Raw genomic sequence first — 20,224 nt, forward strand, 5'->3', positions numbered from 1 at the left:
GTAGGCTGAGTTTGCCGCTTATTCCGCGACGCCGCCTTGGGTTAGCTTCGCTGGATTAAGCAATCGTTCTAACGTGGCTCTATCTAAATCGGTTTCTTCTTCTGCGACATCAATAATCGCACGCCCCTGCTTATAGGCTTTTTTCGCGACTTCTGCCGCTTTCAGGTAGCCAATGACCGGGTTGAGGGCCGTGACCAAAATTGGGTTTTTGGCGAGCGCTACATCCAAGTTATCTTGACGAACTTCGAATGTTGCAATGGCTTTATCAGCTAAAGCCGTTGCGCTGTTAGCGAGCAACTCGATGCTCTCCAATATATTATGAGCAATGACAGGTAGCATGACGTTTAGTTGGAAGTTGCCTGCTTGGCCCGCGACGGTAATCGTGGTGTCATTACCAATGACTTGCGCTGATGCCATAGCTGCGGCTTCTGGGATCACAGGATTTACTTTGCCAGGCATGATGGAAGAACCCGGTTGCAAGCCCTGTAATTCAATCTCACCTAAACCAGCCAATGGGCCTGAGTTCATCCAGCGAAGATCGTTTGCGATCTTCATGATCGCAACTGCTGCTGTTTTGAGCTGTCCCGATAGGGCGACGATCGTATCTTGGCTGCTTAAATTGAAAAAGAAATTATCACTGGCTGTGAACCGAATACGAGTAGATTGTGTCAGGTTGCTGGCGAATATATCCGCAAAGCGTGGATCGGCATTGATCCCCGTTCCAACCGCCGTACCACCTTGGGCTAAGGCTTTTACCGCTGGCAGTGCTTGCTCAATCGCTTGCTTAGAATGGTCGATTTGGAACTGCCAACCGCCAAGCTCTTGAGCAAAGGTAATGGGCATCGCGTCCATTAAGTGAGTGCGACCGGTTTTTACAACATCTTTCAATGCTTGTTGCTTAGACTCTAGTGCTTGGCTGAGGTGTGACAAGGCCGGAAAGAGCTGTTTTTCAATGGCTAATGCTGCGCTAACTTGAATTGCGGTTGGCACCACATCGTTACTGCTTTGTCCCATGTTGACGTGATCATTAGGACTGACGGTACCGCCTAGATGCTGGGAGGCCAGTGTTGCAATCACTTCATTCGCATTCATATTTGAGCTGGTGCCTGATCCGGTTTGAAATACGTCAATTGGGAACTGCTCAATATGATTGCCCTCGATAATCGCCTGAGCTGCGTCAGCAATCGCATTAGCGATATCACCTTCAAGCAGCCCCAATTGTGCGTTGGTGAGTGCCGCAGTCTGCTTGATGTGTGCCAACGCTTGGATGAAGCCAGATGGCATCTTATGTTGACTGAATGAGAAGTTATCGACGGCGCGCTGAGTTTGGGCTTGGTAGAGTGCATCTGCTGGGACTTTCACTTCGCCCATACTGTCAGTTTCTATGCGGAATTCGGTGCTCATGGTAGGGATCCTTTTGGTTAATCGAGTGAGATTTGAATCAGGCGTAATTGTTGTTGTAATGCGAGAAATTTCACGTCGCCTTGTTCAAACTGATAGTAATAGCGTTTGAGACAGAATAATGGCGTATGGATAGAATCGAGACAGACACGACGGAAGATGCGACTGCGAGTGGAGTCTTGAATTGCGTCTAGTAGATGGAAATAAACCTGACGCAAAAACAGCTCACACAACAATAGATTTTCTTCATCGGCACCGTGTTCATAGCAGGAAGACAACACCATTCCCCAATGAATATAGTCATGAATTACGTCTGGCTCAAAGCCGTGTGGTGCGGCGAGAAGGAATCTATCTTGTGCTTTAAAAAATGCGTTGAAGATGTCCCGTTTGTTGTCCATAACAACCTCTCGTTTGATGTAATGATAATTATTATCAATTAAGTGGTGGGTTGGCAACCCTTTTTAGAGTAAGAGGTTGTTGAAGAAAGACTTACGGAAACAAAAGCCGACGTAAAAGCGTCGGCAGAGAGGGAATTATTTAGTCCTGAGGTGACAATGAGGTATCGACGTTTTGGATATCGGTGTCTTTATCTGTGGCCATTACTCTGTAAATAAGGTTTCGTACTTCACAAACGCGGTTTGTGTTTCGCCGTAATAAAGTGTGCCTCCAGATTGAATGACGACTCTTAACCAACTTTCTGCGGATGCTGGTCTTGGTAAGGTAATGTACCAACTTTTTCCAGCCTGATCGGCGGGCTTCATATCAATCGGCTGAGCATTTTTCTCTTCGTCATTAACGATGGAAACTTTGACCCCTTCGAGTGGATAGGCGGCATTGAGTGACAATTCTAAGCCATTTTTCGTGAGCTGTTCTGAGCGAAACTTCACTTTAAAGTCGCCATTTTCCATGTCACACAGTCCACTGGTGTAACGACAGTTAGACTTACTCGCGAGTTTGTAAGTTTCCCCTTCTTGTGCCGCGTGGGGTTTCTCGCTGAGTGCCATATCGGTGCCGAAGTAGGCGATCAAAGAAAGAATCGGCGCAATAAGAAGAGCGAGAATAAAGTGCTTGTTTTTGAACATAAAATACTAATTCCATCAATTATCTGTTCATTTTAACTGGCTAAAATCACTAATAACTTCGTTAATGATTTTGAAGGTAGAGCAACTAGCTTGCTGCAATCTTTGCCCTGTTCTAAACGATTGTTTCTGCGTTCCCCGAACATATAATCAATGCCATTCGTGTGCTTCCTTGCTACGGCTCAGGGAATCTAATTATTAGAATAAGTTAGATGAATAAAAAAGCCCCAAGTGGGGCTTTTGTGGCTTGCGTTATATTTTAGTGATCCACGGCATCGCCTGCACCAACAGGGACACGAACGTGTTCAACAAGATCTTTAACTTCTTGAGGTGTTTCCGCTGTAACTTTCGATACCGCGAATGCCACGATGAAGTTAAATAGGGCGCCGATAGCACCAAACGCGTTTGGCTCAATACCTAGGAACCAGTTGGTTCCCCAGCTTTCTAGATATTTCCAGTCAGCAACGAATAGGATGCCTTTGTGCTGGAATACGTAGAACAGTGTGATACTGATACCGGCAATCATACCGGCGATTGCGCCTTCTTTATTGATACCTTTGCTGAAGATACCCATCATCAACGCAGGGAAGATGGATGACGCAGCAAGACCAAAGGCGAGCGCCACCGTACCAGCTGCAAAGCCAGGAGGATTCAATCCGAGATAGCCTGCGGCTGCGATTGCCACCGCCATCGAGATTCGGCTGGCAAGCAGCTCCTTCTTCTCGGATATGTTCGGATTTATAACCCCTTTAATTAAGTCATGGGAAATCGCCGACGAAATAGCAAGCAACAGACCCGCTGCTGTGGATAGCGCTGCAGCGAGGCCACCAGCGGCTACGAGTGCAATGACCCAGTTTGGTAGCTTAGCGATTTCTGGGTTTGCTAGTACCATGATGTCACGGTCAACTCGCAACTCATTGGTATCAGGGTTTGAGGTGTACTCGATCAGGCCATCGCCATTCTTATCATCAAAGCCTAATAGACCTGTTGTTTCCCAGTTTTTGAACCAATCAGGGCGCTCATCATACGCAAGGTGCTGACCAGGCGCAGGGTTAACGGTATCCATTAGGTTTAGACGAGCCATTGCTGAAACTGCTGGCGCTGTTGTGTATAGAATCGCGATGAACACAAGTGCCCAGCCAGCAGAAGTACGCGCATCACGTACCTTAGGTACCGTAAAGAAACGGATGATAACGTGTGGTAGACCTGCAGTACCGATCATCAATGACATGGTGTAAACGAACATGTTTAGTGTGCTACCGCGAACCTGTGTGGTGTACTCACTAAAGCCGAGTTCGGTCACCACTTGGTCGAGCCTATCGAGCAGATAAACATCGGTGCCTTGAATGGTACTCCCGAGGCCAATCTGAGGTAGCGGGTTACCTGTAAGTTGCAGAGAGATAAAGATTGCAGGGATAGTGTAAGCAAGAATGAGTACGCAATATTGAGCAATCTGCGTGTAAGTGATGCCTTTCATGCCGCCAAGTACTGCGTACATGAATACGATACACATGCCAATCAGTAGGCCTGTTGAGTAATCAACTTCTAGGAAGCGACCGAAGGCAACGCCAACGCCTTTCATCTGGCCGATAACATAAGTGACCGATGCGATGATAAGACAGATAACCGCCACGATACGTGCCGTGTTCGAGTAGAAGCGTTCACCAACAAACTCTGGCACCGTAAACTTACCAAACTTACGTAGATAAGGGGCGAGTAACAGCGCAAGCAGTACGTAACCGCCCGTCCAACCCATTAGGAATACGGAGCCGCCGTAACCCATAAAGGCAATTAGGCCTGCCATTGAGATGAACGATGCCGCCGACATCCAGTCAGCAGCGGTTGCCATACCGTTAGCGATTGGGTTTACCCCGCCACCTGCGACATAGAACTCTTTGGTTGACCCCGCACGCGCCCAGATCGCAATACCGATGTAGAGGACGAAGGTTGCACCAACAACCAGGTAGGTAATAGTTTTCAAATCCATCTGAGTTACTCCTTACTCATCTACGCCGAATTCACGGTCGATTTGGCGCATCTTCCATGCGTAATAGAAAATAATACCTAGGAAGGTGTAGATGGAGCCTTGCTGAGCAAACCAGAAACCAAGTTTGTATCCACCTAATTGAAATTGATTAAGTACGTCGACAAATAAAATGCCGCAGCCGAAAGACACTACGAACCAGATGACCATAAGGCCAATCATGAGCTTCACGTTTTTGTCCCAATAGGCTTTGGCTCTTTCTTCGCTTTCAAATGCCATTGCCGTCTCCTTACGATTGGTATTGTTGTTAAAAAAATGTTTCAACATGTACATTAGCAAGGTGTTGGCAAGAACTCTTTTCAACTTTAGTCGGGGTATAAAAAATAAAAAACTCCCGTGATATGGTCGCTTAGAGAGAAGTTAGGGTTATTTATTAATGTTAAAAAGCTGTTAAATTAGCCAAAGGTCTAAGGAGAGAAATGATAAAAAGCACGAATAAGAGACGTGATTAATTTTTTCTTCATTGATTTTAGCGATCCTTAACAGAAACATTCTGCGTTCTTCTTTTTATCAATCAGTGAAAAATTCACAAGTAATTTATTTACATAAAGTTTTCGTACCAAATCACCGTTTTAGCGCACAATAAAGTAATATAACTGAGTCATTCTCGTACAACCTCGCGCTTTGGGACGGTTTAAGGAGGAGGCAGATTAAGGCATTAACTTATTAACGAAGTCGCCTTAGCTCATCACAAGCATATCGTTTTTCATTAAGGGAGGGTGAGAATGGACGCAGACACCATTAACAGTTTTTTTCTTATAGGTGCGTTGTTAATCGCACTTAGCGTTCTTTTAAGCCCAGTTTCCTCTAAGTTGGGAATCCCAATTCTTTTGGTATTTTTAGCCGTTGGAATGCTGGCGGGGGAAGACGGTTTAGGCGGTATTTTATTTGATAATTTTTCGATCGCTTACTTGGTCAGTAACCTCGCATTAGCCATCATTTTGCTCGATGGTGGTATGAGAACACGGGTTGCCAGCTTTAGGGTGGCGTTATGGCCTTCGGTGTCCTTGGCAACGTTTGGGGTTGCGATCACCACTATTTTGACCGGGCTGATGGCAACGTGGTTATTCGACTTAGACTTGCTGCAAGGTATATTAGTTGGTGCGATTGTCGGCTCCACAGATGCTGCCGCGGTTTTTTCTCTACTCAAAGGTCGTAGTCTTAACGAACGTGTTGGCTCAACGCTGGAAATTGAATCCGGCACCAATGATCCTATGGCGGTGTTTCTGACTGTTACTCTGATTGCTATTTTAGCGAACCCAGATGCAGATTTGAGTGTGGGCTTTTTGGCGCTCAGTTTTCTTAAGCAGTTTGGTATTGGCGCTTTACTCGGTTTTGCTGGTGGCTGGATTTTGTGGAAGGTCATCAATCGTAATCAACTGCCGGATGGCTTATATTCGATTTTAACCGTCAGTGGTGGCTTGCTGATTTTCGCTTTATCTAATGCATTAGGTGGCAGCGGTATTCTGTCAATTTATCTGGTTGGTTTACTGCTAGGTAATCGTCCAACACGCAGCCGCCATTCCATTCTTCATGTGCTAGATGGCATGACGTGGCTAGCTCAAATCGGTATGTTCCTCGTGCTTGGTTTATTGGTTACGCCTTCCAACTTGCTCTCTATTGCGTTGCCTGGTTTGGCGCTGGCCTTTGGGATGATTTTATTTGCCCGTCCAATCTCGGTTTGGATCGGTTTACTGCCATTCAAGAGTTTCACACCACGTGAAAAGTGGTTTGTTTCTTGGGTGGGCTTGCGCGGTGCTGTCCCAATTATTCTGGCGGTATTTCCAATGATGGCAGGATTGCCAGATGCGCAGTTGTACTTCAATTTGGCGTTTTTCGTGGTAATGGTCTCTTTGATTGTACAAGGTGGCACATTGACTAAAGCGATGTCTCTGGCGAAGGTAGAGCTACCTTCTAAACCTGAGCCAATTTCACGCACAGGTGTGGAGATTTACCCAACTAGTGAGTGGGAACTGTTTATCTATAAGCTTAAAGCGGATAAATGGTGTATTGGTGAACCATTGCGTAGTCTTTCGATGCCGGATGGAACGCGCATCGCCGCAGTATTTCGCAATAAAGCGTTATTGCATCCGTCAGGTAGTACGCGCCTCGAAGAAGACGATACCTTGTGTGTGTTGGCGCAAGAAAAGGATTTGGATGCCCTGAGCTTGCTATTTAGTGAAGCGCCTGAGAAAGCGTCATTGGCACGATTCTTTGGTGATTTCTTCCTAGATATTGAAGTGAACCTTGCCGATATTGCGATGATGTATGGCCTGAACTTGGGCGATGAATCACTCGATAAAAGCTTAAGAAACCTTGTAGAAGAACAATTGGGGAGTACACCAGTGTTAGGGGACCAATTCGAGTGGCAAGGCTTGCAATGGATCATTGCCGATGTCGTTGACCAACAAGTCACCAAAGTAGGTATTCGTTTGCCAAGCGAGCAAAGCCTGCTCGCTGACGAGGAGTGAGTCTAGTCGTTCATCTCCGTTAGCATGATGACGGCTTGTGTGCGGTTTTTTACGCCGAGCTTGCGGAAAATCGCCGTCATATGCGCTTTGATGGTGGCTTCTGAAACATTCAATTCGTAGGCGATTTGTTTGTTCAGTAAGCCATCTGACAACATCCCCAACACCTTATATTGCTGTGGCGTTAGCGCGGCAATCTTCTCCGCTAAGTCATTACATGCCGCGTTATTGGTGATCAGCCCTTCAGGAAAATACGGGTCGCCATTGAGCACTTGATTGAGCGCATTCACCAATTCGCGCATATCGCTCGATTTAGGAATAAAACCAAACGCACCATGGCTTTTCACTTGTGTCACGATCGCTGGCTCTTCACTAGCCGAGACGACGACGATTGGTAAGTCTGGGTGTTCTGCTCGCAAGTGAATCAAGCCAGACATACCATTTGCTCCTGGCATTTTGAGATCCAATAGCACCAAATCTGGCTCTTCTTCTCGCTCTAACAAAGCCAGCAGTGCGTCGAGTGAGTCCGCTTCCAGCAAATTTGCCCCACTGATTGCCATGTGGATAGATTGAAACAAGGCATTACGGAAGAGTGGGTGATCATCTGCAATGATGATGGTGTAGGTCGAATCCATGACGTTAAACACTTTTGACTATTTCGTTAAATTTATTATTGTCCAGCTTTGAGAGAGTGGACAATATTTATTCGCTAAAAGTCTGAACCAAATCGACTTTTATTAGGAAAATTGCATATAAGCGCAATTTTCTCATTCAAATCTGGGTAATAAAAAACGCCAGTGGTCATCACTGGCGTTTGAATATCTGGTGATCAGAATTGTTGGATGTGCTCTAAGAAAGGCTCGGCTTGCATAAAGCCGGTTAAACGCGCGTTTGAAATGTGTTCGCCACTCGCATCCCAGAACTCGATGGTTGGCAAGCCAAGTACGTTCATGTGTTTGAGTAACTCAATATCTTGCACTTGGTTCTTGGTTACATCAGCTTGCAAAAGAACAAAGTCTTTTAGCTTGGCTTCGACGCTTGGATCATGGAAGGTGTACTTCTCAAACTCTTTACACGCCACACACCAATCGGCGTAGAAGTCGAGCATCACAGGTTTGCCAGCTGTTTTGGCTAGCGCTAGTTGTTCTTCCAACTCTGCAACATTGGCAATGCGTGTAAAGCTTACGGAAGTTTGTTGAGCTTGCGTTGCGTTATTACCAAACCAGTAATTTAATACTGGCTGTGCTGACGCGAGCAAACCCAATACGGCCATGATGCCAACGGCGCTTTGTTTCCAGCCACCAAACTCCAAGCTGTTTTTCACATGATACAGCCAACCAAAGGCAGCGATGCCCAGTGTTGACCACAGAATTGTTGACCATATTTCTGGCATGATACGTTCCAACAAGAAGATAGGCGCAGCAAGCAGAATAAAGCCGAACAGCGTTTTCACGCGGTCCATCCAACCGCCGGCTTTTGGTAGCAACTTGTTGCCAAATACCGCTACAAGGATCAACGGAATACCCATGCCCATCGCTAGCGCGTAAAGGGCGACCCCACCAGTGAGTAAGTCGCCACTTTGTGCGACGTAAAGCAGCGCACCAGAGAGTGGGGCGGTAGTACACGGAGAACAAACCAAGCCAGATATTGCCCCCATTGCAAACACGCCTGCACTGCTACCACCTTGCTGCTTGTTACTTAAGTTATTCAGCCACGTTTGCACGCTGCTTGGTAACTGCAATGAGTACAGACCAAACATCGACATAGCTAATGCGATGAACAGTACACTTAAACCAATCAGCACATAAGGGTGTTGCATCGCCGCTTGGAACTGCATGCCCGCAGACGCCACTACAAGGCCGAGCAGCGTGTAAGTTAGTGCCATGCCTTGTACGTAAACAAAGGACAAACCAAGCGCACGACGTTGGCTCAGTTTGCCGCTACCAAGCACGATGCTGGTGAGAATGGGATACATCGGCAGTACACAAGGGGTAAATGCTAGACCCACACCAAGTGCCAAAAACAACAACGGCGTCCACCACTTGTCGGCTAGATTCGCGGCTAAGCTATCTTGCTCACTGACTGGTACTGAAGTGGTGGTTGATTTTGTTGTTGGCTGTGCTTGTTCTGTCGCTGGTGCCTTGGCAGTCGGTGCTACGGTGTCGGAATTGGATGAAGAAAACGCGCTGATTGGAATCTCACGTGTTTCTGGTGGGTAGCAGAAGCCCGCTTTCGCACAGCCTTGATATTGCACAAGGACGCGCGCGCCCTCTTGCCAATTACTCAGTGGGATATTGACAAATAGTGGTGTGGTATAGATATGCACATCACCAAAGAATTCATCTTTATGTGGCGTGCCGTTTTCCATTTGCAGTTCGCCCAGTGAGATGTTCTCACCAGACACAGATAAACGCTCTTGATACAGGTAATAACCATCGCGTACCTGCCAATCGAGCATCAATTTGTCGTCTTGCTGGTAGAAATTAAACGGAAATGCCTGATCGACCGGAACAAAGCTGTCGCTGCTGCTACCAAAACTGTTGTTCTGGCTATTGGTAAACTGGTCTTTGCCAAACAAAGCTAAAGACGGAGTGGAAAAGGTAATGAGCCCTAAGAGTAAAACGGAAAGTAATGCGCGCATAAAAGAGTCAATTCATCTTAGATAATTGCTGTTAGTGTAACTCAATCAGACCCGGAGGCGAGTCAATAAGTTTCATGAAAATGAAGATTTATTGAGCATAAATCAAGACAACAGGCAATAAAAAAGGGAGCCGAAGCTCCCCGAGTAAGACTCTGTTTCTACTAGATCAGTAGACCACCGAATGCGAAGCCAAGTGCTACCGCAGAAGCAATGGTTACCACACCAGGTACAAAGAATGGGTGGTTGAATACGTACTTACCGATACGCGTTGAACCCGTGTCGTCCATCTCAACCGCTGCTAGAAGCGTTGGGTAAGTTGGCAGTACGAATAGCGCACTTACTGCTGCGAAAGATGCAACGGCGGTTAGTGGTGCCACACCGATAGCAAGTGCTGCTGGCATCAGCGCAACCGTGGTTGCACCTTGCGAGTAAAGCAGCATAGACGCGAAGAATAGAACAAGCGCTAGCATCCATGGGTAGTCTGCTAGTAGTGCTCCAGCGACTTCTTTGATGCCGTCAACGTGCGCGTTAACGAACGTAGAACCTAACCATGCCACACCAAGAACACACACACACGCTGTCATACCAGAGCGGAATGTTGCTGCGGCTGGAATTTTGCCAGCGTCGATTTTACAGCTCATTACGATAGCTGCCGCGGCTGCTAGCATTACCGTCATGATAGCTTCGTTACGACCTAGAGCAGGGTTCTCGATAAGGCCAACAGAGCCAGAAATTGCTGCTGCGTAACACACTACGAATGCGATTGCGCCTAGGAAGATGAACGTCGCTTTCTTCGCTGTTGGTAGGATTTCGCGTTTTGCTTCTGTATTTAGCTTGATTAAGCCTTTTTCTAGACGCTCTTGGTATTCAGCATCGTCTTTTAGCTCACAGCCCATGAAGTTCGCCACGAACGCACCGATCATGCACGCGATGAACGTGGTTGGGATACAGATTGCTAGTAGTGTTAGGTAGTCAACGCCAAATGGGTGCAGCATTGCCGCAAACGCTACAACAGCCGCTGAGATTGGCGAGGCAGTGATCGCGATTTGCGATGCGACAACCGCAATAGACAGAGGACGAGAAGGGCGCACACCTTGACCTTTCGCGACTTCTGCAATTACTGGCAACGTAGAGAATGCCGTGTGGCCAGTACCCGCCATTAATGTCATTAGGTAAGTTACGATAGGCGCATAAAAGGTGATGCGCTCAGGATGCTTGCGCAAAAAGTTTTCAGCAACTTGCACCATCCAGTCTAAACCACCAGCCACTTGCATTGCTGCGATGGCCGTGATGACCGACATGATGATTAAAATTACGTCAACGGGAATGTAAGCTTGGCTTGTTGGTACGCCCAAGATCAAAGACAACGCAATGACCCCAGCACCACCGGCAAAACCAATGCCGATACCGCCGATTCTAGCCCCCAAATAGATGAAGAGCAGAACCACGAAGAGTTCGACCATGACCATATTGATACCTCTTTAGTTTTTATTTGATTCTGATTTTTTGAACACTCAGGAACAGGAGTAAATGCTCAGAGAATTAGAACCCAGTGGCCTAATGGCAATAAAAGCATATAAAAAATGTGGTTAACCGTATGAGAGCCTAAAAAAGGGGCCTGAGTGGCCCCCTTCGAATTAGTTATTACTCGTAGCGTTTCGCTTTGTAAGTTGGATGCATGAAGTTTTCTACTGACAAGATTTCATCAAGCTCTTCTGCGGTTAGCAGACCGCGCTCTAGCACAACTTCGCGAACACTCTTACCGGTTTCCGCACAAATCTTACCTACGATGTCACCTTCGTGGTGGCCGATGTATGGGTTTAGGTAAGTGACGATACCGATTGAGTTGTAAACGTAGTTTTCACAAGTCTCTTTATTGACTGTGATGCCGTCGATACATTTATCACGTAGGTTCACACACGCATTGTGTAGTAGAGAGATAGACTCAAACATGCTTTGTGCGATAACTGGTTCCATTACGTTTAGCTGTAGCTGACCGCCTTCTGCTGCGAAAGAAACCGTGTTGTCGTTACCTAGAACTTTAAAGCAAACTTGGTTTACTACTTCTGGGATAACTGGGTTTACTTTTGCTGGCATGATTGAAGAACCTGCTTGCATTTCAGGTAGGTTCAACTCATTTAGACCTGCGCGAGGGCCAGAAGAAAGTAGACGAAGGTCGTTACAGATCTTCGATAGTTTCACCGCTAGACGTTTTAGTGCACTGTGCGTCATTACGTATGCGCCACAGTCAGAAGTCGCTTCGATAAGGTCTTCTGCCGCAACAACGTCAAGACCTGTTGCTTCCGCTAGGTGTTTTACTGCAAGAGCTTGGTAGCCAGTCGGTGTATTTAGACCTGTACCGATTGCGGTTGCGCCTAGGTTGATTTCTAGGAGTAGTTTAGAGGTGTAATCTAGAGCACGAATCTCTTCGTTTAGTGTTACTGCCCAAGCGTGGAACTCTTGACCTACAGTCATTGGTACCGCGTCTTGTAGCTGAGTACGACCCATTTTCAGTACATCTTTAAACTCAATTGCTTTAAGTTCGAATGCGCCTTTTAGGTACTCAATTGCTTCCATTAGTTTGTGTACGCTGTTGTAAACCGCGATACGGAAACCCGTTGGGTACGCACAGTTGGTTGATTGGCTCTTGTTTACGTGGTCATTTGGGTTAACAAATTCGTATTGACCTTTCTCTTTACCCATTAGCTCAAGCGCAACGTTTGCGATCACTTCGTTCGTGTTCATGTTCACTGAAGTGCCCGCACCACCTTGGAATACGTCTGATGGGAACTGATCCATGCACTTGCCAGTTTCTAGGATCAAATCACACGCTTCGATGATGTAGTTTGCAACGTCTTTTGGAATCGCACCAAGTTCTTTGTTTGCCAACGCCGCTGCTTTTTTGGTCATTACCATACCGCGTACAAATTCTGGTACGTCAGAGATGGTCATATTAGAGATGTTGAAGTTCTCGATCGCACGTAGCGTATGAATACCGTAGTACGCATCTGCAGGGACATGACGTTGACCTAATAGATCTTCTTCAATACGAGTGGCTGGGTTTGCTGTTTTTGGAGCATCAGATAGGGTAGCCATAGCAGGATCCTTAGATGATAATTCTGATAATAAAGTTATTTATTAGCCATTTCTGCAATCTAGAATCCATTCATCAGAATTTTTGGCTGGAAAATCCGTCCTGACTTATGTGGCACATGATACTGCACCTAGCGCATAAAAATAGTAACTAGATCACCTTTTTCGTTTTTCATGAGTCAATAATTTGCAAAGTATGAACGGGTTATTAATAACCCTTTATGGGTACTCGATTTTCCTCGACAAACATGGGTTTTTAGAGTTCGAAATTAGCACTTTAAAAGCACGAAAAAATCGGTATGCAATTGAATGAAACACTCCACTACCACTTTTTCTGCGTAGGAAGAGACCAGTATGAACACGCTTTTTTACAACGATTCGTTTGAGCTTAGTCCGCTTTTACCATTACACTGAATTAAACAAAGGAGGGCGTGTGTTTCCTATCTTATTATTGGCGTTTATTTTTGTCCCGATCATTGAAATCGGCTTATTTATTCAGGTGGGCGGCTTTTTAGGTTTATGGCCGACTATCGCATTAGTATTAATCACGGCATTTGTCGGTGCATCGTTGGTGCGCAGCCAAGGCATCCAAACTCTGATGTCGGTGCAGGGGCGTCTGGAACAAGGTGAAATCCCAGCCCAGCAAATTTTTGAAGGTGTAATGCTAGCGGTGGCTGGCGTGCTGCTGTTAACACCGGGCTTTATGACCGATGCTCTTGGTATGCTGGTGTTGCTTCCTGCGCCACGCGCCGCGATTGCCAAATACTTGATGAGTAAAATGGTGGTGAAAACCATGCATGGTGGTGGCTTCCAAGGTGGTTTCTCTAACCAAGGGCCATTTGAGCAAGACCCGTTCCGCCGTGACCCATTTAATTCCCAGTCAGATGATGGCAATACCTTTGAAGGGGAATACGAGCGTAAAGACGATGATGATCGCAACAAGCTCAACTGATTGAGTCAGAGAGTAAAGAAAACAAAAGGGCGCACTAAGCGCCCTTTTTTGTGTTTGGAATTCGTGGTGCTTACAACGCGCCTTCAAACCCCATTTGACGCCATGCTTCAAAAGCAATGATCGCAACGGCGTTCGAAAGGTTTAGGCTGCGCGCATCTGGCATCATTGGAATGCGGATACGCTGCTCCATTGGCAAGCTATCGATGATTTCAGCAGGCAAGCCACGAGTTTCTGGACCAAACATCAATACGTCACCTGCTTGGTATTGTGCATCAACGTGGTGACCTGTGGTTTTGGTGGTGCAGGCAAACAATCGGTAGTTACCTTGTTTCTCTTTCTCTAAATATTCTAAGAATGCTTGATAGTTCTTATGACGCGTTACGCGAGCTAAATCATGGTAATCCAAACCAGCGCGGCGGACTTTCTTCTCTTCAAGATCGAAACCTAGAGGTTCAATTAAGTGAAGGTTTGCACCGCAGTTGGCACAAAGTCGAATGATGTTGCCGGTGTTCGGCGCGATTTCTGGTTCGTATAAAGCGATATCAAACATGGTATTGAAATAGAGTTGGTCAAATAGAGGGGCAGTATATACCCAAGTCAGCAAGATATGCGAGATTCAGCAAGATTGACCTGGGTATGAAAGCAGGCATTAGCGCGGACGTTAATACCGTAAGTATCGATGCTCTTTATAATAGAGCGTGAGCGTAATTTTCTTCAACCGCTCGCCAGTTGACGACGTTCCACCATGCGTCAATGTATTCTGGACGACGGTTTTGGTAGCTGATGTAATACGCGTGCTCCCACACGTCAAGAGCGAGAATTGGCTCGCCGCGTATATCCACTACGTCCATCAGAGGGTTATCTTGATTGCTGGTGGACGTAATGTGAATCTCACCATCTTTTACGATCAGCCATGCAAAGCCAGACCCAAAGGTATTAATCGCGGCTTGGGCAAACGCTTCTTTAAATTGCGCAAAGCTACCAAATTTATCGTTAATTGCCTGAGCAAGTGCGCCTTGAGGCTCACCGCCACCGTTTGGAGACATGCAATTCCAATAAATGATGTGGTTGTAGTAGCCGCCGCCATTATTACGCACTGCAGGGCTGAGCTTAGAGATATTGTCAAAGATCTCGTCTAATGACTGAGTTTCGAGCTCGCTCCCTTCAACGGCACTTACGAACTTATCGAAATAAGTCTTGTGATGTTTGCTGTAATGCACTTCCATGGTTTTCGCGTCGATGTACGGCTCTAGTGAATCGTACGGATAAGGCAGAGCGGGAAATGTATGTGACATAGTAAATCCTCCTTAATTGGAAAATTCACTTTAATGCTAACGATAATTATTATCAACTTTGATCTTTGTAAGGGTATTCGAAGGCGTTCCCACCCAATTTCTAAAGTGAAGATGAAGCCGTGAATCTCTCACTCTAGAAATAGGGTGTGGCTTACTGTTAGCTCATCGGCTTGAAGTTAACGATTGATAGGTAAGGTGATACTCATGCGCAATCCGCCTAACGGACTTCGACTGGCGACGATCGTTCCACTGTGCTGGCGGATGGCACTTTCGGTAATGGTTAGGCCGAGACCCGTGCCGCCGGAGTGGCGATCGCGGGCCGTTGAAACACGATAAAACGGACGAAAAATCGCGGCTAATTCTTCTTCTGGAACGCCCTCGCCATTGTCATCAACCGTTATATGCAGCGTATCATCATCGGCCTTGATGTCGATTTTCACCTCATCTTTCCCGTAATAAATGGCGTTACGAACGATGTTTTCCACCGCACTCATCAGCAATTTAGGATTGCCGGAGATACTTCGTTTTGGCAGTTCAGAATAGTGTAGGTGCTTGCCCATTTGCTCAGCTTCAAACTGCGCATCTTTAATGATCTCTTCCCACAAACTTTCCAGTGGCTGCGTTTCGCGAGTCATATGGCTGTTCGCCTGCATGCGAGACAGTTCAAGCAATTCGCTGATCATCTGTTCCAAGCGCTGCGCTTCGGTATCGATACGAGTCAGTTCTGGGCTTTCACCCTGCTTACGCGTCGCTAATGCACTCGCCATGCGTAGGCGAGTTAAAGGTGAGCGTAACTCGTGAGAGATGTCGGATAGCAGGCGTTGTTGTCCTGAAATCATCTGATTGACCGCCTCGACCATCTGGTTGAAGCTGCTGCCAGCCTGACGAAACTCTGCCGTGCCTTTTTCTAAATTTGGGTCTGTGACAAATTCGCCTTTCGCGACACGTTGAGCGGCGGCTTCAAGACGGCGCGCTGGCTGACTCAGTGCCCAGGCAAGCCATAACAACAGTGGTGTACTAACCAGCATGACCGCGAGCAATAGCTGGAATGGGTGATCAAACAGACGCAAGAGTAGTGGTGGTGGCTCATTCCACTTGAAGCCCACATACATCAAGATATCGGAGCCAGCCAAAGTAATTGGGATTGGACCTGCAATCATGTATCGACCATACAGTTTCTGCTTTGGCTGGTTGTAATCTTCGATACTGGTGACAAAGTTTTGCATGGCACGCAATTGGAAGTTACTGCGTTTTTCTGTCGTAAGAACATTACCGCTGTAGTCAGAAAAAAATACGCGCGGACGAGGGTCATGCTTACCGTGACGGTTACCCTCGATACGAAATAGTATTCGACCTAAATCAGTTTGCTGGCTGTATTTTTGTTGGATTGCGTCACGCGTTTCTACCATACGTTTATAGTGCTCTTCTGGAATGTCGCGAGCTTTGCGAGGGTCCAAATGTGGCAGTGATAGCACGGCTATCAACACCAATAACATAGTGAACCAAAAAATGGCAAAGATGCGTCCATACAAGCTATTGATGTTTGGCAGTTTGATGCGTGATAGGCGCATTAATCCTCCTCAAGCAGCATATAGCCACGACCACGCAGGGTTTTGATTCGCGGCTTGCCATTGCTCTGATCTGGTAATTTTTTACGTAAGTTCGAAACATGCATATCGATCGCGCGATCAAAAGCGGCGAGTCGTTTACCAAGCACATCTAGGCTCAATGTCTCTTTAGTTAGCACTTGTCCTGGGTTTTGCACAAAGTGGGTCAACAGAGCAAACTCGGTTGCTGTGAGATCGAGCAACTGTTGATCGCAGTATGCTTCTTGTTTACCTGGGTAAAGACGGAGCTCTTGATACTCAATGCAATCGCTGTTTTTGGTGTTTTTCTGTGTGCTGCTGGTACGGCGTAAGATCGCACGAATACGTGCTAACAGTTCACGGTCGCTAAAAGGTTTCGGTAAATAATCATCCGCGCCTAGCTCTAAACCGATCACGCGGTCAATTTCTTCCCCTTTAGCGGTCAGCATCAAGACAGGAGTTTCCCAGTTTTCACGCAAGCGTTTAAGGGTTTCCATGCCATTTAGCTTCGGCATCATGACATCCAACAAAATCAAATCAATCTTATCATTGACCGCAGCTAAGCCTGCTTCGCCATCATTTGCTTCGCTGACGTCAAATCCTTCGAAACTGAGTACTTCTTTTAATAAGCTGGTTAGCTCGATATCGTCATCAATTAAAAGAATGTTTGCCATGGGGGCACCTATAGTAAGTTACCGATAGCTTAATATTACATTGGAATGATGTGCTGCGAAGAGGGTAAAAATCACTCTTTACGATTCTTTACGCTCCCTATACGTCGCTTTACCTAGTGGGTCGTATTCTATACTCAAGCGCTGTGAGAACAGCTCAGAAGAATCACTCACCTGTGTAAGGAATCAAATTATGAAATCTGCAAAAAAACTTGTGTTAGCTGCTGTTGTTCTACCTCTTACTCTCGGCGCAGCAAGCGCATTCGCTTACGGTGGTAAAAACCATCATCAAGGCCCGCGTGATGAATGTGGCATGGGAATGGACCGCGGCATTATGCGTGATTTGAATTTGACGGATGCTCAAAAAGATCAGCTTAAGTCTTTCCGTGAAGCAAACCGCGCACAGATGAAAGGCAAATATTCTGAAAATCGCGAAGCTCGTATGGCTGAGCGACAAGCACACCACGCAAAAATGCAGTCACTCTTACTAGCGGATAGTTTTGATGAAGCGCAAGCGACCGCATTAGCAAAAGAAATGGTTGAGCGCCAAACTGAGCACCGTGTGCAAATGCTAGAAAGAAAGCACCAAATGCTGAGCGTATTAACGCCAGAACAAAAAGCAGAGTTTGTGAAGTTGCAAAATGAACGCATGCAAGAGTGTGGCGACAGAATGCATAAGCGCATGGAAAAATACCGCAATAATTAAGTCATGAATTGATGTTATATAAAGAGGCAGCCATTGGTTGCCTCTTTTTGATCTGGTTATTTCATGGGCATTCAATATACTCAACGTATGGTTTGAGTTAACTCTTTGATTATGAAACAGCAATATGCACGTTTAGTGACGACCGCAGCTTGGACTGCAACTATTGTGGCGACTCTTCTCTTGATTGTAAAAGTCATCACGTGGTGGGTAACCGGCTCAGTTAGCCTATTGGCATCACTTATCGACTCAATGTTGGATATCGCCGCGTCGGTGGTAAATCTCGTTGTTGTCCGTTATGCCTTACAACCAGCAGACCGCGAACATACGTTTGGGCATGGTAAAGCTGAGTCTTTAGCGGCCTTGGCTCAGGCTATGTTTATTTCGGGGTCGGCGGTATTTTTGATCCTGAACGGGATTGACCGATTTTTCCGTCCGCACGCACTACATGCGCCGGAGCTCGGTGTTTATGTATCGCTGTTTGCGATTGTGGTCACACTTGGCTTGGTGATGTTCCAAAAACATGTGGTACGCGTGACAGGGAGCCAAGCAATCGCGGCGGATTCTCTGCATTATCAGACTGATTTGTATATGAACGCTGCGATCATGGTGGCTCTGGGACTCAGCTACTTTGGCGTGACGCAAGCGGATGCGGTGTTTGCGATTGGCATTGGTGTCTTCATTCTTTACAGCGCCTTCAAAATGGTCAGCGAAGCGATTCAGACGTTATTAGACCGAAAGCTACCGGATTCCGAATTGGAGCAAATCCGTAATGAATGTTTGAATGTGAAAGGGGTTCTTGGGGTTCATCAACTGCGCACCCGCATGTCAGGGCCGACACGCTTTATTCAGTTGCACTTGGAGCTAGACGATAACTTACGTTTAATCGAAGCGCACTATATTGCCGATAAAGTTGAGGAAAACCTTTTAGCTTTGTTTCCTGATGCGGATGTTTTGATCCATCAAGATCCATTGTCTGTCGTTTTTGGGCCAGAGAAAGAGCAAAAAGCGCAAGATTGGTAGGGCTCGAAAAATCCATAAGTGCCTGACGACAAACAGGCACTTATTGACTATCTTTCCATCAATACTTATTAAGATTCGTGATCCTGATGTGAATCAACAAAGTTTCATAGAGAAACTGTAATACTCTTACATAAGTAGAAAAGTTACATAAAAAAGTGCGTTTTCATTGGTAATCCTGTAGAGGAAATGTAACATAACGCACAGTTCTGGATTATGCAGGTTGCTTGGTAACAAGGGGCCTAAAAGAAAATTAAATAATTGATTGCCAAAGATCGAGGGTGAGCATGATTAAGAAGATCGGTGTTTTAACAAGTGGCGGTGACGCACCTGGTATGAACGCGGCGATACGCGGCGTAGTACGTACAGCACTATCCGAGGGATTGGAAGTATTCGGTGTGTACGACGGCTACCTAGGCCTATACGAAGGCCGCATCGAGAAGCTAGATCGTTCTAGCGTTTCAGATGTGATCAACAAAGGTGGTACGTTCCTAGGTTCTGCACGTTTCCCTGAATTCAAAGAAGTGGAAGTGCGTGAAAAAGCGATTGAGAACCTGAAAAAACATGGTATTGATGCGCTAGTCGTGATCGGTGGTGACGGTTCGTACATGGGTGCGAAGAAACTGACTGAAATGGGTTACCCATGTATCGGTCTTCCAGGCACAATCGACAACGATATCGCTGGTACTGACTACACAGTGGGCTACCTAAGTGCACTAAACACAGTTATCGATGCAATCGACCGTCTACGTGATACTTCTTCATCTCACCAACGTATTTCAATTGTAGAAATCATGGGTCGTCACTGTGGTGACCTAACTCTGATGTCTGCAATCGCGGGTGGTTGTGAGTACATCATCACTCCAGAAACTGGCCTAGACAAAGACAAGCTGATCAGCAATATCCAAGACGGCATTGCAAAAGGTAAGAAACACGCAATCATCGCGTTGACTGAGCTAATGATGGATGCCAATGAACTGGCTCGTGACATCGAAGCGGCGACAGGTCGTGAAACTCGTGCAACAGTACTTGGTCACATCCAACGTGGTGGTCGTCCAACGGCATTTGACCGCGTTCTAGCATCTCGCATGGGTAACTACGCTGTTCACCTATTGATCGAAGGTCATGGTGGTCGCTGTGTAGGTATCGTGAAAGAGCAACTTGTTCACCACGACATCATCGACGCGATCGAAAACATGAAGCGTCCAGTACGCAACGATCTATACAAAGTTGCTGAAGAACTGTTCTAAGCAAGTTTGAAATAGATAAAG

Annotated in this window: 18 protein-coding genes; 5 read left to right on the forward strand and 13 right to left on the reverse strand. The window is 46.4% G+C overall.

The features are described from left to right. Window positions 1-18: 18 nt before the first annotated feature. The 5 genes from FR741_RS01135 to FR741_RS01155 form a co-directional block, all read right to left on the reverse strand. A complete protein-coding gene (locus FR741_RS01135) occupies window positions 19-1,404 on the reverse strand; it encodes a class II fumarate hydratase (RefSeq protein WP_167426164.1) in 1,386 nt (461 codons plus the stop codon). Window positions 1,405-1,421: 17 nt separating this feature from the next. After that, a complete protein-coding gene (locus FR741_RS01140) occupies window positions 1,422-1,799 on the reverse strand; it encodes a hypothetical protein (RefSeq protein WP_012841320.1) in 378 nt (125 codons plus the stop codon). Window positions 1,800-2,000: 201 nt separating this feature from the next. Beyond that, complete coding sequence (locus FR741_RS01145) at window positions 2,001-2,483, reverse strand: hypothetical protein (RefSeq protein WP_012841321.1); 483 nt, start codon at window positions 2,481-2,483, stop codon at window positions 2,001-2,003. A 256-nt stretch (window positions 2,484-2,739) separates the two neighbouring features. Further along, window positions 2,740-4,467 (reverse strand): sodium:solute symporter family protein, encoded by a 1,728-nt coding sequence (locus FR741_RS01150; RefSeq protein WP_005397550.1) that lies wholly within the window; start codon window positions 4,465-4,467, stop codon window positions 2,740-2,742. A 12-nt stretch (window positions 4,468-4,479) separates the two neighbouring features. Continuing rightward, window positions 4,480-4,743 carry a DUF4212 domain-containing protein gene (locus tag FR741_RS01155; RefSeq protein WP_005397548.1) on the reverse strand — a complete coding sequence of 88 codons (264 nt, stop codon included), beginning with the start codon at window positions 4,741-4,743 and terminating at the stop codon, window positions 4,480-4,482. Window positions 4,744-5,249: 506 nt separating this feature from the next. Between FR741_RS01155 and FR741_RS01160 the strand changes: the two genes are divergently transcribed. Continuing rightward, a complete protein-coding gene (locus tag FR741_RS01160; RefSeq protein ID WP_047010251.1) occupies window positions 5,250-6,995 on the forward strand; it encodes a potassium/proton antiporter in 1,746 nt (581 codons plus the stop codon). Between the two features lie 2 nt (window positions 6,996-6,997). On the opposite strand, the gene FR741_RS01165 is transcribed toward FR741_RS01160, so the two are convergent. The 4 genes from FR741_RS01165 to aspA form a co-directional block, all read right to left on the reverse strand. Next, window positions 6,998-7,627: a response regulator gene (locus tag FR741_RS01165; protein WP_005397542.1), complete on the reverse strand. Its 630-nt coding sequence runs from the start codon at window positions 7,625-7,627 to the stop codon at window positions 6,998-7,000. Window positions 7,628-7,821: 194 nt separating this feature from the next. Beyond that, window positions 7,822-9,633, reverse strand: coding sequence for a protein-disulfide reductase DsbD (locus FR741_RS01170; RefSeq protein ID WP_167426165.1), 1,812 nt, complete (start codon window positions 9,631-9,633; stop codon window positions 7,822-7,824). A 161-nt stretch (window positions 9,634-9,794) separates the two neighbouring features. Beyond that, window positions 9,795-11,102, reverse strand: coding sequence for an anaerobic C4-dicarboxylate transporter (locus FR741_RS01175; protein WP_005382378.1), 1,308 nt, complete (start codon window positions 11,100-11,102; stop codon window positions 9,795-9,797). Window positions 11,103-11,277: 175 nt separating this feature from the next. Then, window positions 11,278-12,729, reverse strand: a complete 1,452-nt coding sequence (gene aspA, locus FR741_RS01180) for an aspartate ammonia-lyase (RefSeq protein ID WP_167426166.1) — start codon at window positions 12,727-12,729, stop codon at window positions 11,278-11,280. A 430-nt stretch (window positions 12,730-13,159) separates the two neighbouring features. Here aspA and FR741_RS01185 point away from each other — a divergent pair, with 430 nt between their 5' ends. Next, window positions 13,160-13,678 carry an FxsA family protein gene (locus tag FR741_RS01185; RefSeq protein ID WP_053807754.1) on the forward strand — a complete coding sequence of 173 codons (519 nt, stop codon included), beginning with the start codon at window positions 13,160-13,162 and terminating at the stop codon, window positions 13,676-13,678. A gap of 70 nt (window positions 13,679-13,748) precedes the next feature. Here the strand turns inward: FR741_RS01185 and trmL are convergent, their stop codons facing one another. The 4 genes from trmL to FR741_RS01205 form a co-directional block, all read right to left on the reverse strand. After that, window positions 13,749-14,228 carry a tRNA (uridine(34)/cytosine(34)/5-carboxymethylaminomethyluridine(34)-2'-O)-methyltransferase TrmL gene (gene trmL, locus FR741_RS01190; protein ID WP_005382381.1) on the reverse strand — a complete coding sequence of 160 codons (480 nt, stop codon included), beginning with the start codon at window positions 14,226-14,228 and terminating at the stop codon, window positions 13,749-13,751. A gap of 136 nt (window positions 14,229-14,364) precedes the next feature. After that, entirely contained in the window at window positions 14,365-14,973 is a 609-nt protein-coding gene (locus tag FR741_RS01195) for a superoxide dismutase (protein WP_167426167.1), read from the reverse strand. A 176-nt stretch (window positions 14,974-15,149) separates the two neighbouring features. After that, entirely contained in the window at window positions 15,150-16,544 is a 1,395-nt protein-coding gene (gene cpxA / locus FR741_RS01200) for an envelope stress sensor histidine kinase CpxA (protein ID WP_048626677.1), read from the reverse strand. Then, on the reverse strand, window positions 16,544-17,233 hold the full coding sequence (locus FR741_RS01205; protein WP_005397534.1) for a response regulator: 690 nt from the start codon (window positions 17,231-17,233) through the stop codon (window positions 16,544-16,546). Before FR741_RS01205 ends, cpxA begins: the two co-directional genes overlap by 1 nt. Before the next feature lie 190 nt (window positions 17,234-17,423). On the opposite strand from FR741_RS01205, the gene FR741_RS01210 reads away from it, so the two are divergent. The 3 genes from FR741_RS01210 to pfkA all read left to right on the forward strand — a co-directional run bounded on the left by FR741_RS01210 (window position 17,424) and on the right by pfkA (window position 20,203). After that, on the forward strand, window positions 17,424-17,936 hold the full coding sequence (locus FR741_RS01210) for a CpxP family protein (protein WP_005397532.1): 513 nt from the start codon (window positions 17,424-17,426) through the stop codon (window positions 17,934-17,936). Window positions 17,937-18,047: 111 nt separating this feature from the next. Then, window positions 18,048-18,956 (forward strand): CDF family cation-efflux transporter FieF, encoded by a 909-nt coding sequence (gene fieF, locus FR741_RS01215; RefSeq protein ID WP_005397530.1) that lies wholly within the window; start codon window positions 18,048-18,050, stop codon window positions 18,954-18,956. Window positions 18,957-19,240: 284 nt separating this feature from the next. After that, on the forward strand, window positions 19,241-20,203 hold the full coding sequence (gene pfkA / locus FR741_RS01220) for a 6-phosphofructokinase (protein WP_005397529.1): 963 nt from the start codon (window positions 19,241-19,243) through the stop codon (window positions 20,201-20,203). Window positions 20,204-20,224 lie beyond the last annotated feature (21 nt).

Origin of the sequence: Vibrio diabolicus (assembly GCF_011801455.1) — a bacterium.
GTDB classification, from domain to species: domain Bacteria; phylum Pseudomonadota; class Gammaproteobacteria; order Enterobacterales; family Vibrionaceae; genus Vibrio; species Vibrio diabolicus.